We start from the raw sequence: 14,797 nt of genomic DNA on the forward strand, positions 1-14,797 counted from the left end.
GATGATATTGATAATATAATATTTTAAGATAGGATACACTATAATAAACGGAAGATTTTTTTATACTAAAATAAGATAACGGATGTGATTTATAGTGGATAAACTTAAAGATATAAATATTTTTAGATGCTATACTTTAGACTATATTGGAAAATATCGTTTTTATGAGGAAGAAGAATTTATAGAAGCTGTTAAAGATGGAGAATATATTTTAGAAAATCTAAAAGAGAGTAATAGATTTGATTATAATCAAGCATCATACACATTTACTAAGTTTGGAAATATAAGCGAAGGAATAACTGAAAAGAATGTTACATTAGAGATAGAAAAAGATAATATAAATGTAATGCTTAATGGAAAAATAACTCATTTAGACTTAATATATAAAATGGAAGTTAAGAAACTTGAAGATCATTATAGAGTGGCAACAAGAATAAGTGAAAAAGGCGAAAATGTTTCAGCTCTATTATATATTAATCTAAATGATGGTGATGAATGTTTAAAAGCATTAGAATCTGTAAAAGAATTTCAAGAGAATTTAAAAAATTCATCTAATAAGTAAATAATTTAATTGCAAATAAAGTTTAATATTGATAAATTTTCAAAAAACATATATACTAAATATGTAAAATTTATATACTCAGAGTAATTCTGAGAGAGGTTCGTAACCATCCCTCTATAAAAAACTAGGACCCCTAATAAACTTTAAGTTTCTTAAAGATGTTAGGATAATTTTGTTGTGAAAATTTCAATAAAATAATACTAGATTTTAATATATGAGGGAGCTATTAAGTATAGCTCCCTTTATTTTGTGATGGAATGAACTATAGGTTTATTCCTTTTTTTATTTACTCAATATAAATTTTATATTTATTTAGTAAAGGAGCAGATAAAATGAAAAAGAAAGTAATAATTGATTGTGATCCAGGTATAGATGATTCATTAGCTTTAATTTTAGCATTGAATTCACCTGAACTAGAAATTGTAGGGATTACTACAGTTTCAGGAAATGTTAAAGCAGATCAAGGTGCAAAAAATGCATTAAAGGTATTGAAGATTATGAATAGAGAAGATATACCTGTATATATTGGAGAAGAGGTTCCATTAGAGAGAGAACTTATAACAGCTCAAGATACACATGGAGAAGATGGCCTTGGTGAAACTAATTATGAAGAGGCAGATGTAAAAATTAATTATGGTGGTGTTGACTTCATTTTAGAGAATTCAAGGAAAGGAGATATAAGTGTAATTGCATTAGGTCCATTAACTAATCTGGCAAAAGCAATAGAAAGAGATGAAGAAGGATTTAATATGATAAATGAAATAGTTTCAATGGGAGGAGCTTTTAGATCTCATGGAAATTGTTCGCAAGTTGCAGAGTTTAATTATTGGGTAGACCCTCATGGGGTTAAAGAGGTTTTTGATAGAAGTAAAGTACCTTTTTCAATGGTTGGATTAGATGTTACTAGGGAAATAATATTAACCCCTAACCTTATAGAACTTATTAAGCAAATAGGAGGGGATATAGCTAATTTTATTGTAGATATAACTAGGTTTTATGTTGATTTTCATTGGAAGCAGGAAAGAACTTTAGGCTGTGTAATAAATGATCCTTTAGCAGTAGCTTATTTTATAGATAGGACTCTTTGTGACGGTTTTACATCTTATTTAGATATAGTCACAGATGGAAAAGCAGTAGGACAAACTTTAGTTGATGTAGGAAATTTCTATAGAAAAGAGCATAATGGTCGTATATTGACAAAAGTAGATTCTAAAAGATTTATGAAAATGTTTCTTGAAAGAATATTTCCAGAAAGTAAAAATGATATTGCAATAGTGCTTAATAATCCTAAGTATGGAGTTAACTAATTAAAATATAAATAAGTGGGGGATTTTATTATGAAAAGAAGTAATACCTTTAAAATTACAATTATGTCTATAGCTGTTGTAATAAATATTGTAGGTGCATTTATTGCTACAACATTAAAATTACCAATATTTATTGATACAATAGGAACATTTTTATCTGCATTTTTATTTGGACCTGTTAGTGGAATGTTAACAGGAATGGTAACTTCATTAATTAATGGATTAACTTTTGATCCATATTCACTATATTTTATTCCAGTTCAAGCAATTATAGGTTTAATGGCAGGAATATGTTATAAAAAGAATTTATTTAAAGGTAAATTTTTAATTTTAGGAATTATAATAACAACTGTAATGGGATCCATTGTAGCATCATTAATTTCAGCTTTTGTTTTTGGTGGTATAACTTCTTCTGGTACTTCTTTTATTGTAATGTACTTAAAGGAAGCTGGAGTAAATATAGTAACAAGTGTATTTTCTACACAAATATTATTTGATTTAATAGATAAGGGAATTACAGTTTTACTTGTATTAACAATACTAAAAGCGTTGCCTGCAAATATAAAGGTTACAAGCCGAGTATAAGATATAAAATAATCATACTGAAATTATATATATGATTTTGGTATGATTATTTTTATATTTTATTGAGATACTATGAATAATCTAATATAATAATGTTAATTAATTTTAAGAAAAAGTAATAAATAAGAAAGATGTGATTATTTGAGTAATAAATTAAAAGTAGATTTAAGCGATGTAATAGAATGTATAGAATTTGAAGGAGAATTATTACAACATTACTATAATAAAAATACAGGTGTTATAATGTATATAGAGGATAGTAGTACTGCGACTTACAAAGCTGATGATATACATAATTTAGATAATTTTGAAGAGTGGGAAAAAGAACTTATACTTTCACTTCATGATTTTAGGGAAAATCCAAGTGACTATATTCAACTTCCATCTCATGAGGATATTAATGAGTATGGTATGATGATTGAGTTTTGTAATAATATAGAGGATATAGAATTAAGGAATAAAATATTAAACAGTAAAGATTCTTTTAGCGAGTTAAGGCAATCAATTGAAAATGAAGGTCTTATTAATGAATGGTATGATTATAGAGAAGATGCTGAAAGAAATTTAGCTATTAAGTGGTGTAATGATAATAACATAAAATTTCAATATTAGCTTAAAATAGAATTGGGGATAAAAAAAGCAATGTATCAATATATTTAGATAGATTAAATATATTGATACATTGTTCTTTTTTATTAAATAAATTAACGTATTTTTAGTGTTAATAGAGTATTAAATTTTTTTAAAAAGAATATTATGCAAGATAGATTGCTAGAAAGTTAAATAGAACTAAAGGAGCAGTTGATAAGAGAATACAAAAATTTAAGCGAGAGGGGAGAATAATATAATTAAAAGAAAAAAGTTATAGATAGTAGACCAAATGGAATATTAAGTAGCAGAACAAAGTGAGTAAGTTAATGTGGAATGAGATAGTGGTTTTATTTGAAATAAATGTAAATATATAGGGAAATTTATTTATTAAAATGATCAACTTGATTCTTCAAAAAATATAAAAGTTAATATTGATGAATTTATTGATAGTATGAAATTCATTAATGAGATGCTAAAAAGTAATAGAGAGTAAAAGTATTATTTAGAGACATATTTTTATATAAAATAAATATTTTAAATTTTAACTAGGTGAAGATATGAATATCTATAAAAATAGGTTTTTACTACAAAGTTTTAAGTGTTTACAACGAATAATTACTTTTGTAATGAAATTAATATATTATTACAGTTGAAATATTATGATATAAATAAAAAAATAGGAGGATTAAAATTATGGAGAGTTTATTAATTATGTTATTAATATTTGCTTTTGGAACAATTATATTTGGAATAATAACATATGTTTTCATGGGATTATCTTTATTCAGTGCAGCAGAACTCGAAGGAATAGAGAAAAAATGGTTTGCTTGGATACCACTATTAAATACGATTATCTTATTAAAAGTTGGAAATAGAGATATAAGGTACATTTGGGTTTTTGTTGGAGTAACAATAGTAAACTTCTTAACGGAGTTTACTGATAGTGGTTTTTTACTTCTACTAAATATAGCATTAATTATATGGTCTATTGTCATACAGATACAAGCATATTTGGGGATAGCTAATAAATATGAAGTGAAACCAGCTTGGTTTATTGTAGGAGTATTTATATTGCCTATAATGTTAGTAGCATACATACTTTTTTATAAAAAAGTTAAAAATTTAAAGCTAATAAGAGCAAGTTTAAAATAAAAGAAAAATATATAACTTTTTCATAATTAATTTTGAATATATAATTATGAAAAATAGGAGGGCTTAAATGTTAAGAAAATACAAAATACAGATATTATTAATTTACTATTTAGTTTTTATGATAATTTTGATAAATTTACCAATTACAGCAAATATAATGATTTTTATTGCTAAAGATAATGTTATAAAAGCAAGCGAATACTTAACAATAATTTTTTATTTTAGCCACTTTATTTTATTTATTATTGGTTTTTTATCTTTTAGAGGAGAAATAAAAATCAAACTAAAAGATTTTGCTTTAAATTGGAAAAAGAATTTAAAGTATATTGCTATTGGATTTATTTCAATAATAATTGCAAATATTATAGTTGGAATGTTTATACAACAACAGGGAAGCAACCAAGAAACTCTTAGTTATATGCAACAAGGATCAGCAAAATTAATGCTTATATGTTTTTATCTTGTAACAGTAATTATTGGACCAATAAATGAGGAATTAATATTTAGAAGAATTTTTATTGGAGAAGGTAGAAAATATTTATCAATATTTAGTGTTTTAATTTTATCATCAGTTATTTTCGGATTAATTCATATACATAATATTAAAGAAATAATTGTAGTTATACCATATATATGTACAGGTCTTATATTAGGATTCATATACTATAAAAGTGATAATGTTATAACTAGTAGTTTATTACATATATTAAATAATTTAATTGGGATAATTATTTTAGCAATTGCATAAATAATGATTGGTTATATAAATAAAGGAGTGATTTTAAATGATTATATTGACAATTGATAATATACCAGGAAAAGAAATAAAAGAGATTAAGGGATTAGTAAAGGGAAGTACTATAAGATGCAAACATATAGGAAAAGATATTGGTTCTTCTTTAAAAAATCTTGTAGGTGGAGAAATGGTAGGATATAACGAAATGTTAACTGAAGCTAGAAAAATAGCAATAGAACGAATGATTTGTGAAGCAGAGAAGTTAGGAGCTAATGCAATTATAGGAATGAGATTAATGTCATCATCAGTAACAACAGGAGCAGCAGAAATGGTTGCATATGGAACAGCTGTATTGGTTTAATTGAAAGATATAAAACATTTATGATCTTATTTAAAAAATACATATATAGTGTTTAATAAAAAGAACTCTAATTTAGTATTTTCTAAATTAAAGTTCTTTTTATTTTATAAATAGCGATTTTTTATATATGGAGTTATTAGTCACAATATTCAGCGACTACTGTATCGCCAACTTTTGAGTTCTAGCACTATCTTTGTAAACTGTTGTGTAAGTTTTTTCTGCTCTAGGTAGAGGGGGGATCTGTCCCTTTTAAATACTTATAATAAATACTGGTCCAATTTATTCAAATATTTTTGTACTATTATATATAATTAGTTAAAAATACTAAAAAGTTTTTTATAACATAAAAAATGGTTTTTACAACATATACTGTCTTTATTAAAAATAAAATTGGTAGAATAAAATCGTAATTTAACAATACTAATAAATGATATTAGTATAGTTGAAAGGAGGGAAGTTTTATGAAAAAATCAAGAAGAATAGTTGTTTTAGAAAAGCAACCAATCAATATGAATGAACCTAATTTCTGTTGTGCTTTTACTAGCGAAATAAAATAATTTAATCTTTATCAAAGAAACTCCGTTGATATATATTTAGCGGAGTTTTGTTTTAAGTTTTTTGGAGGAAATAAAATGAAAAAATCTAAGTATAATATAGAAATTTTAGGTAAAAAAGATGTAGCTATTTATAATTTATTAAATCGAAGTATAATATTATTGGACAAAGATATATATAATAGTTATCTTATAAACACATTAGAAGATGAAGAGATTAAATATCTTTCTGAAATTGGAATATTAATTGAAGATGGAATAGATGAAGTAGAGGTGATGAAGCAAAAAATAAATTCTGCAAAGTATTCACCAAAAGCCATGACTATTTTTTTATCATTAACTCAAAAATGTAATTTGAAATGTATATATTGTTATCAAGATTCAATAAGAGAAAAAAATATAGGTAATTATATAGACGAAAAAAATATAGAGAAAATATTTTTAATGTTAAAAAAGAAGTCTTCTGAAATGAGAAGTTTAAATATTGTGTTATTTGGTGGTGAGCCATTATTAAATAAAGAAAAGATATTAAGCATAATAAGTAATTTAAATGAATTAAGAACTGAAAGTTTGAAGGTGCATATAAGTTTAATAACTAATGGTGTTGAATTAACACAGGAATTTTTAAATAGTACAAATAAATATTTAAATACAATTCAAATAACAATAGATGGGAAAAAGGAAATACATGATTCTATGAGAATATTCCCAAATGGAGATGGAAGTTTTGATATAATATATCAAAATTTAAAGAAAGCTAGTAAATTATTTAAGGGACGTGTTGCTTTAAGAATAAATGTAAATAAAAACTCTATCTCTCATGTATATGATTTTATAGAGCAATTAGAAAAAGATAATCTAATGGAGTATATATCTATTAGTATAGTTCCTATCTTTGATAATCAAACTACCATATCACTAGGGTGCAATAAAGGGATAGAAAAAGAAATTTTAGAGGAAGTAAATAATATATATATGTATTTAGCTAAAAAGAAGTTTAAGTTTGAAAAAGATTTTGTTGAAGGACCTTGTATGGTTAGGCATTTTAATAGTTTTGCTGTTGATGAGGAGTTGAATATTTATGAGTGTCCAGGAGTTTTATATAACAAATCATCAGGTAAAATAACTAATACGGGTGATTTGAAAATCTTAGATTCTAGATTTTATAAATTTGTTAATGAAGAAAAAAAATGTATTAATACTTGTGAATATGCACCAATATGTTTCGGGGGATGTTCATGGCAAAATCGATGTAATAAAAATGAACTATCAATGACATTAATACCACAATTAAAAGCATATTTAGTATCTAGATATAATTTTGAATTATAGTAAATATAAAAAATAATTTTTATTATATAAAGAGAGAAGTGGTGTTTTATGACTAAATACAAACAGATCAATAGTTTTTTAATAAGTAGTATTATTTTTACAATGGCTTTTATTTTAAAATCTAATATAGTTAAAGCTGAAATATATAGTGTATCGCCAGAAAATATTAATGATTTACAAAAACAAGTTGATAGTTTATTACCAGGAGATAAACTCTTATTAAATAATGGAGAATATAAAGATTTAAAGCTTATAATAAATAATTCAGGGGAAATGGATAATCCAATAGTTATAGAAGCTGTAGATAAGGGAAATGTTATTTTTTCTGGTGATTCAAAAGTTGAAATTAGAGGTAACTATATAGAGTTAAATGGTATATATTTTAGAGATGGAGCTAGAAAAAAGAAAGAATGGAAAACACATGGGCCAGGATTAATAAGTATATATGGTGATTATAATAGAATAACCAATATAGCTATACATAATTTTGACAATGTGGATTCAGCATGGATAACTACAGAGCTAGACTCACAAGGGCATGTTCCAAAATATAACCGAATAGATCATTGTAGTTTTACTGGAAAAACTACAAGGGATCAGGTAATAAATTTAAATAATAGTAAAGATAAAAATGGGATGGGTGAAGCTCAGTATAATCGAATAGATCATTGTTATTTTTCTAATCCTAAAAAGAAAGGTAATTCAGGTGGTGCCATACGTATAGGATACTATAGAAATGATATTGGTAGATGCTTAGTAGATAATAATTTATTTGAGAATCAAGATTCCGAAGCAGAAATAATAACAAGTAAATCACAAGAGAATATTTATTTAAATAATACGATTAAAAACTCTCAGGGAACATTAAATTTTAGACATGGAGATAATCAAGTAGCTATAGGAAATTACTTTATTGGAACAAATCCTAAAAAAGAAGCAGGTGGAATGTTTATTTGGGGTAGCGGGCATATAATAGCTAATAATTATTTTTCATTAAAAAAGACTATAACTAGTAGAGGGAATGCGGCTATATATTTAAACCCTGGCGAACCTGAATCAGAACATGCTCTTGCATATAATAATATAATAGCAAATAATATATTCTTTGATAATCAAGAATATTGTATAAGTTTAGATGCGCTTTATACTCGTAGAATAAATGAAAATAGTTTAACTGAAAATACAAAAGAAAATAAGTTTATAAATAATATTTTTATATCTAATGGAAATACTAAATTGGCATTTGATAATCAATTTAAAGAGATTGAAAGACAAGATGTATTAGAGAACAATGTTTATTGTAATTTGGAAAATGGATATGATAATAATGAAACTGTTAATACGTCTAATTTAAAATATAGAATTAAAAATAATATTTGTATAATAGATAGAAATAGTATTCCTAATTATAATGAGGTTGAGTTTTTTGTTAAAGAAATTGATGGAATAGAAAATATTCAAGGATTAGAAAATGGTTTAAACTTAAATGAGTTAGCATATAGGTCTATATATGAGAATAAGCCTCTAGATTTTAATCAAGTAGGTCCAAATTGGTTATTATCAATTCCTAATTGATAATTTTTTTGAGAACAATTATTTAGTTAATAAGGTTTGGACAATAAAAATAATATAAGAGGGGATAATTAAAAGTAAAAAAATATAGAATATAAATATTATTAATCTATCAATTATGTAGATAATATGATTAATTTAGAGGATGGTGAATTGGATGTAATTAAGGCAATTTTAGGTAAGTTATATTTAGAAAGTGGACTTACAGAAGAGGTAATTTTATTAAATAGGATTGTAGATAAAGTTATATTATATGGTTATGGTGAATTACAGTTTGATAATAATAGAGAAAGGAATGATGTTATAAGTTATGAGAACAAAGGTAAATAAAAGCTTAGCGTTTATAATAGGAATGATTATGATTTTTAGTATATTAACTAATGGGTTAAGTGTATATGTACAGGCTACAATCAATAATTCGCAAGGATTATTTAAAAGTGTAGAGAGTAATAATTCAGAAGAAAATTTACTAAAAAAATCTGATATTACTATATATAATGATAAAGATAATAATGGTTGGTATTACATTATTGAAAATGGAGTTAAAAAAACTGTTTACTGTTATCAGCAAAATAAAATACAACCATCTATAAATGGAACAAGTGGGTACTCAAAGGTTGACTTTTTTTCATCTGATGTAACAGAGCCTACAAGTAAAGTAACAAAGGAAATGATTGCAACACTACTATATTTAGGATTTCCTTCAAATGCAACAGGGCTTCAAGAAGAGTGGGGAATTGATGATTCAAGAGCAGATTATCTTACTCAACAGACTATATGGGATTTTATAAAAGGAAATGTAGTGACTTATTTGAAGGATACTGCATACGAGTATGATTTAAGTTATTATGCAGGTAGTCCTGATAGTCCTTACTTTGAGAAATATGGATATAATGGAGATGTCATAATTGATAATGATGTTGTATTAAATGAAGTAGATGGAGTATGGAAATCTGATACTTTAGCTATTGGTGGAAATTATAATGGAGAAATATCATTTAATAATTTACCGGAAAATGTTAAAGTTTATGATGCTAGTACTAATATTGAAATTAATTCGACTGTAAAAGTTGGAGATTCAATTTACATAGTTTATTCAGGCATAGTACAAGATGATTTTTTAGCAACAGTAGGTTATGAATATAGTACAACTAGTACTGTATATTATAAAGCAGCAGATAGTACATATCAGGATATGATAGGCTTTGAGGAAATTTTAAATCAAGGTAATATATCTATTAGTGCTAAAAATCAAAATAAAGAATTACCATCTAAAAATACTAATGCTAATGTAGTTATTGATAAAGTAGAAAAAGGAACAGATAATAAGTTAATTGGTGCAGTATTAAGCTTGTATGAAGGCACTTCTGAAAGTGGAAAGTTAATAGAAGAGTGGACAACAACTGGTGAGGCAAAGAAAATTCAAGTGGAATATGGAAAAACATATACTCTTATTGAAAAATCTGCTCCAGAAGGGTATGAAATAGCAGATCCTATTACTTTTACAGTAAAAGGTAATAATACAATTAATACAGGAAATATTAGTGTTATTGGAGATACTACAGATTATGTTGGATATAGATATAATAGCGAAAGATATGTTACAGATGGAAAAAATTCAAGTATAGTTTACTGTATTAATCATGATTTAGATAACCCAGAAGTAGTATTAAATCCTACGTTACCATCATTATCAGACAAAACATATCCACACTATAAACATTGGATATTAAGTGATGTAAATGATGAGATATTAAGAGAAAATCAAACAGTAGATTTTACTCGTGAACAGTTAGCGGAATTATTATTAGCAGGATATCCAACAGATTATTATGGATATCAACAAAAATATAATTTAACTAATAGTGAAGCATATTCTAGAACACAAGCTGTATTAGATGCTGTACTTTCAGGAAATACTAAATTGCAAAATACAAATGGATTAACAGATAAATATCTTGATTTAGCAAATTATTATAATGATTTAGTTAATGCATATTTAAATCCTAAAGCTGAAAATGCAAGCTCAGTTGTAGATTTTTTTAGTTGGATTGATGGGACTGGAAAAGACGGAAAAACTTATCAAAACTTAGTTGGGATTACATTTGCTTCAAATGATATTACTATAGAAGTAACTATGGAAGATGCTAAAAAAGAAATCATAGAAACGCCTAAAATATCTATACCAGTAGAGAAAAAATGGGTTGGAGATGCAGCCGAAAGTGCAACTGTTAGATTATTTGCTGATGGAGTCGAAGTTGATTCAGTAGAGTTAACAAAAGATAATAATTGGAAGCATACCTTTAGTGGACTAGCTAAGTATGATCAAACAACAGGAAATGAAATTAGTTACTCAATAAAAGAAGATGCTGTAGCAGGATATAATAGTGTTATTACAGGAAATGCTGAGTTAGGATTTACAGTTACAAATACTATTACAGGAAAAACTTCTGTAGGAGTAACAAAAGAATGGATTGGACCAGCAGCGAAAAGTGTAACTGTTAACTTATTAGCAGATGGCAAAAAAGTTGATACTCAAGAATTAAATGAACAAAATAATTGGCAATATACTTTTACTAATTTAGAAAAGTATAAAGATGGACAAGAAATTACATATACTATTGAAGAAGTTTCACTTCAAGGTTATGACTCTTTAATTTCAGGAGATAGTCAAAATGGTTTTGTTATAACAAATACGAATACAGAAACTATAGATATTCCTGTAACTAAAAAATGGGTTGGAGATGCAGCCGAAAGTGCAACTGTTAGATTATTTGCTGATGGAGTCGAAGTTGATTCAGTAAAGTTAACAAAAGATAATAATTGGAAGCATACTTTTAGTGGACTAACTAAGTATGATCAAACAACTGGAGATGAAATTAATTATTCAATAAAAGAAGATGTTGTAACTGGATATGATAGTGTTATTATAGGAAATGCTGAGTTAGGATTCACAGTTACAAATATAAAGATCGTAGGAAAGTTAGAAATAACAAAAACAGATGTAGCAGATGGAACATTATTACCTAACGCTGGATTTAGAATATACGATGAAAATAAGAATGTAATATCAGAGGGAAGAACGGACGAGAAAGGGATTGCAACATTTGAGCTAGGATACGGAAAGTACTACTATCAAGAATTCGATGCACCGGAAGGATACGTAATAGATGAAACATTATTCCCATTTGAAATTAAAACAAATGGAGAAATAGTAAAAGCTGAAATGACAAATACTAAAAAACAAATAATAATAGATGAAGAAGATCTAAAAGATCAAAAAGATAATAATAATATTTTACCAAAAACAGGAAATTTATCGAATGTTGGATATTTATTATTATCACTAGTTATTATTTTATATGGGAAAATACTAATTACTAGAAAAGAAAATTATTAATATTAGGGAGAGTAAATGTATTTGTATAAAACACAAATCTATCTACTCTCTCTATTAAAGTAGTGTAAATTGGTAGAGTGTAATATAAAGCGTTATATAACTGAATTTGAAGAGGAGAGTTATCAATCTATAGTAAGGATGTAATGGGCACATTAATATTAAAAGTCATTAAAATTGATTTAATTTAGTAAATAAAAATGAAGAATATGAAATCACAATTTGTATATTATAAAAAAACGGAGAAAAATAGAGCATTTAAGAAAATAGTGTAGAATTATTAAGGAGAGTATTAAATTGAAATTAGAAAGGTTGAAATAAAAATGATAAAACCAATTGTTAAAGATATATTATTTTTAAGTCAAAAATCAGAGCCAGCTACTAAAGATGATATAGAGGTTATAGATGATTTGACAGATACATTAAGAGCAAATTTAGAATATTGTGTTGGTATGGCAGCTAATATGATAGGGGTTAAAAAGCGTATATTAGTATTTACTATAGATGATCTTATTATACCTATGATAAATCCAGTTATATTAAATAAAGAGAACAGTTATGAGACTGAGGAATGTTGTTTATCATTAATTGGATTTAGAAAAACAACTAGATATGAAAAAATAGAAGTGGAATATTTAGATAGAAACTTTAAGAAACAAAGACAGATATTTAAAGGATTTACAGCACAAATAATACAGCATGAAATTGATCATTTTGAAGGCATAATAATATAGGTTAGAAATTAGATTTTAGTGATAAAAAATTTTTAGAGTGAGTTTAATAATTGGAGGATTTATGAATAATACATTTTTAAAAGAACCATGGTTGAAATGGGCTATTGAAATACAAAGCATTGCCCAATGTGGATTAACATATACTAAGGATGTATATGATAAAGAACGATATGAACAGTTGAGGAATATTGCAGCTGAAATGTTAAGTTATAAAACTGAAATTCCAGTTAATAAAATTAAAAATTTGTTTTGCAATGAAGAAGGGTATCAAACTCCTAAATTAGATACTAGAGCAGCAATTTTTAAAGATGGGAAAATACTATTGGTTCATGAAAAAAGTGGTACTTGGTCATTGCCTGGTGGCTGGGTTGATGTATTGGAATCAATAGAGTCAAATACTATAAAAGAAGTAAAAGAAGAAGCTGGTCTTGATGTTATTGCTAAGAAAATTATAGCTATTCAAGATAGAAATAAACATAATACTCCCCTTTATCCATATGGGGTATGTAAGATTTTTGTTCAATGCGATCTTATTGGTGGAGAGTTTATTGAAAATATAGAGACTATAGAAATAGGGTATTTTTCACTTGATAATTTACCTAATCTTTCTGATGAAAAATCTAATTTTGAGCAAATAGAGATGTGCTTTAAAGCAAAAGAAGATGAAAATTGGACAGTCGTCTTTGATTAAATTCTAATTAATTGTAAAAATTAAAGGATAATATAAAATAAATATTAATTATAAGGATTGAAACTCAAGGAATTAAAAATAATTTCTTGAGTTTTTTATTTCTAAAAAATATAAATTTCTAAAAAAATACATTTAAATCATTGACAGGAAAAGGCAATATACATATAATGTATATTATAAAAACTAGTAAACCTATAGGAAAACTACATTTTATTATAAAGGGGGCATTATAATGAATAATGTAAAAAGTAATTTATCTAGTGAAAGCTTAAATGTGATACTAAATATTCTAAATGAAATTAAGTATGGAACCTTAACTTTAGTTGTACAAGATGGAAAAGTAATTCAAATTGAAAGAAGTGAAAAAATAAGAGTATAATGGAGGAAGTTAAAGTTGCAGAAAGTAAAAATTAATAACAGAGCAAATTACAGTAAAAAATTAAATTATTATTTCCACATAATCAATAGTAAATTCTTATCACTATTTTTGCCTATTACGATTTTAATAGTTTGGTTTGTAATAGCAAAATTGCGGATTTTTTCAAGTGCAATATTGCCTAATATAGGACAAGTTATAGAGTCTTTTGTAAATCAATTAACTAGTGGACAACTGATAAATGATATATTAACAAGTTTTATTAGAGTTATACAAGGATATTTGATAGCGGTAATACTAGGTGTTTTTTTAGGAGTATTGATGGGAATAAATAAAAATATAAATTCATTTTTCTATTTAACTCTTACATCTATTAGACAAATACCAATGCTTGCATGGATTCCTCTAATAGTTTTATGGTTTGGAATTGGGGAAACATCAAAAATTATTGTTATTGTGTTAGCTGCCTTTTTTCCTATACTTATTAATACTATAAGCGGTATTAAGAGCACAGATCCTAAGCTAATAGAAGTAGGTAAAATGTATAATTTAAGTAAGCTTAAATTATTTATAAAGATATATTTACCTTCAGCAATTCCTTCAATATTTGTTGGTTTGAAACTAGGTCTTGGAGTATCATGGATGGCTGTAGTTGGAGCTGAAATAATTGCTGCAACATCTGGTATAGGATATAGAATTAATGATGCTCGAAGCCTTATGCAACCAGAAGTTGTTTTTGTTGGAATGATTGTGATTGCTATAATTGGCTTATTAATGGAGCAAATACTAAATAGGATTTCTAAAATACTTACTCCATGGATGAATAAGAAAGCGTAGGTGATTTTAT

15 protein-coding genes and 1 riboswitch are annotated in these 14,797 nt (G+C 25.9%); all 15 genes read left to right on the forward strand.

Annotated elements, in window-relative coordinates; translation table 11 throughout:
* Positions 1-94 precede the first annotated feature (94 nt).
* The 15 genes from EJJ37_RS09305 (at position 95) to EJJ37_RS09375 (ending at position 14,787) form a co-directional block, all read left to right on the forward strand.
* Positions 95-562 carry a hypothetical protein gene (locus EJJ37_RS09305; protein WP_133015305.1) on the forward strand — a complete coding sequence of 156 codons (468 nt, stop codon included), beginning with the start codon at positions 95-97 and terminating at the stop codon, positions 560-562.
* 89 nt (positions 563-651) lie between these two features.
* Positions 652-696, forward strand: a riboswitch (PreQ1 riboswitch).
* 198 nt (positions 697-894) lie between these two features.
* Positions 895-1,869: a nucleoside hydrolase gene (locus EJJ37_RS09310; protein WP_133015306.1), complete on the forward strand. Its 975-nt coding sequence runs from the start codon at positions 895-897 to the stop codon at positions 1,867-1,869.
* Positions 1,870-1,899: 30 nt separating this feature from the next.
* Positions 1,900-2,454, forward strand: a complete 555-nt coding sequence (locus EJJ37_RS09315; protein ID WP_133015307.1) for an ECF transporter S component — start codon at positions 1,900-1,902, stop codon at positions 2,452-2,454.
* Positions 2,455-2,595: 141 nt separating this feature from the next.
* Complete coding sequence (locus tag EJJ37_RS09320; RefSeq protein ID WP_243124860.1) at positions 2,596-3,066, forward strand: UPF0158 family protein; 471 nt, start codon at positions 2,596-2,598, stop codon at positions 3,064-3,066.
* A 672-nt stretch (positions 3,067-3,738) separates the two neighbouring features.
* Positions 3,739-4,197: a hypothetical protein gene (locus EJJ37_RS09325; protein WP_133015308.1), complete on the forward strand. Its 459-nt coding sequence runs from the start codon at positions 3,739-3,741 to the stop codon at positions 4,195-4,197.
* A 67-nt stretch (positions 4,198-4,264) separates the two neighbouring features.
* Positions 4,265-4,945 carry a CPBP family intramembrane glutamic endopeptidase gene (locus EJJ37_RS09330; protein ID WP_133015309.1) on the forward strand — a complete coding sequence of 227 codons (681 nt, stop codon included), beginning with the start codon at positions 4,265-4,267 and terminating at the stop codon, positions 4,943-4,945.
* 37 nt (positions 4,946-4,982) lie between these two features.
* Positions 4,983-5,294 carry a heavy metal-binding domain-containing protein gene (locus EJJ37_RS09335; protein WP_133015310.1) on the forward strand — a complete coding sequence of 104 codons (312 nt, stop codon included), beginning with the start codon at positions 4,983-4,985 and terminating at the stop codon, positions 5,292-5,294.
* 632 nt (positions 5,295-5,926) lie between these two features.
* Complete coding sequence (locus EJJ37_RS09340) at positions 5,927-7,180, forward strand: radical SAM/SPASM domain-containing protein (RefSeq protein WP_133015311.1); 1,254 nt, start codon at positions 5,927-5,929, stop codon at positions 7,178-7,180.
* A 48-nt stretch (positions 7,181-7,228) separates the two neighbouring features.
* Positions 7,229-8,755, forward strand: coding sequence for a chondroitinase-B domain-containing protein (locus EJJ37_RS09345; protein WP_133015312.1), 1,527 nt, complete (start codon positions 7,229-7,231; stop codon positions 8,753-8,755).
* A 126-nt stretch (positions 8,756-8,881) separates the two neighbouring features.
* Positions 8,882-9,082 carry a hypothetical protein gene (locus EJJ37_RS09350; protein ID WP_133015313.1) on the forward strand — a complete coding sequence of 67 codons (201 nt, stop codon included), beginning with the start codon at positions 8,882-8,884 and terminating at the stop codon, positions 9,080-9,082.
* Positions 9,063-12,152 carry a Cna B-type domain-containing protein gene (locus EJJ37_RS09355; protein WP_133015314.1) on the forward strand — a complete coding sequence of 1,030 codons (3,090 nt, stop codon included), beginning with the start codon at positions 9,063-9,065 and terminating at the stop codon, positions 12,150-12,152. The genes EJJ37_RS09350 and EJJ37_RS09355 overlap by 20 nt, the downstream gene beginning before the upstream one ends.
* A gap of 320 nt (positions 12,153-12,472) precedes the next feature.
* Positions 12,473-12,883, forward strand: a complete 411-nt coding sequence (locus EJJ37_RS09360) for a peptide deformylase (protein WP_133015315.1) — start codon at positions 12,473-12,475, stop codon at positions 12,881-12,883.
* A 61-nt stretch (positions 12,884-12,944) separates the two neighbouring features.
* Positions 12,945-13,574 (forward strand): NUDIX hydrolase N-terminal domain-containing protein, encoded by a 630-nt coding sequence (locus EJJ37_RS09365; RefSeq protein ID WP_133015316.1) that lies wholly within the window; start codon positions 12,945-12,947, stop codon positions 13,572-13,574.
* A gap of 232 nt (positions 13,575-13,806) precedes the next feature.
* A complete protein-coding gene (locus EJJ37_RS09370) occupies positions 13,807-13,953 on the forward strand; it encodes a YezD family protein (RefSeq protein ID WP_193553919.1) in 147 nt (48 codons plus the stop codon).
* Positions 13,954-13,968: 15 nt separating this feature from the next.
* Positions 13,969-14,787: an ABC transporter permease gene (locus EJJ37_RS09375; RefSeq protein ID WP_204596858.1), complete on the forward strand. Its 819-nt coding sequence runs from the start codon at positions 13,969-13,971 to the stop codon at positions 14,785-14,787.
* Positions 14,788-14,797 lie beyond the last annotated feature (10 nt).

Source organism: Clostridium cuniculi (assembly GCF_004353185.1).
In the GTDB taxonomy this organism is placed as follows: Bacteria; Bacillota; Clostridia; order Clostridiales; family Clostridiaceae; genus Clostridium; species Clostridium cuniculi.

Bases quoted from the DNA above. Each gene is read 5' to 3' on its own strand.
- EJJ37_RS09335 (WP_133015310.1), top strand. From the start codon at position 4,983: ATGATTATATTGACAATTGATAATATACCAGGAAAAGAAATAAAAGAG.
- EJJ37_RS09340 (WP_133015311.1), top strand. From the start codon at position 5,927: ATGAAAAAATCTAAGTATAATATAGAAATTTTAGGTAAAAAAGATGTA.
- EJJ37_RS09350 (WP_133015313.1), top strand. From the start codon at position 8,882: ATGATTAATTTAGAGGATGGTGAATTGGATGTAATTAAGGCAATTTTA.
- EJJ37_RS09345 (WP_133015312.1), top strand. From the start codon at position 7,229: ATGACTAAATACAAACAGATCAATAGTTTTTTAATAAGTAGTATTATT.
- EJJ37_RS09360 (WP_133015315.1), top strand. From the start codon at position 12,473: ATGATAAAACCAATTGTTAAAGATATATTATTTTTAAGTCAAAAATCA.
- EJJ37_RS09355 (WP_133015314.1), top strand. From the start codon at position 9,063: ATGAGAACAAAGGTAAATAAAAGCTTAGCGTTTATAATAGGAATGATT.
- EJJ37_RS09325 (WP_133015308.1), top strand. From the start codon at position 3,739: ATGGAGAGTTTATTAATTATGTTATTAATATTTGCTTTTGGAACAATT.
- EJJ37_RS09330 (WP_133015309.1), top strand. From the start codon at position 4,265: ATGTTAAGAAAATACAAAATACAGATATTATTAATTTACTATTTAGTT.
- EJJ37_RS09315 (WP_133015307.1), top strand. From the start codon at position 1,900: ATGAAAAGAAGTAATACCTTTAAAATTACAATTATGTCTATAGCTGTT.
- EJJ37_RS09310 (WP_133015306.1), top strand. From the start codon at position 895: ATGAAAAAGAAAGTAATAATTGATTGTGATCCAGGTATAGATGATTCA.
- EJJ37_RS09370 (WP_193553919.1), top strand. From the start codon at position 13,807: ATGAATAATGTAAAAAGTAATTTATCTAGTGAAAGCTTAAATGTGATA.
- EJJ37_RS09365 (WP_133015316.1), top strand. From the start codon at position 12,945: ATGAATAATACATTTTTAAAAGAACCATGGTTGAAATGGGCTATTGAA.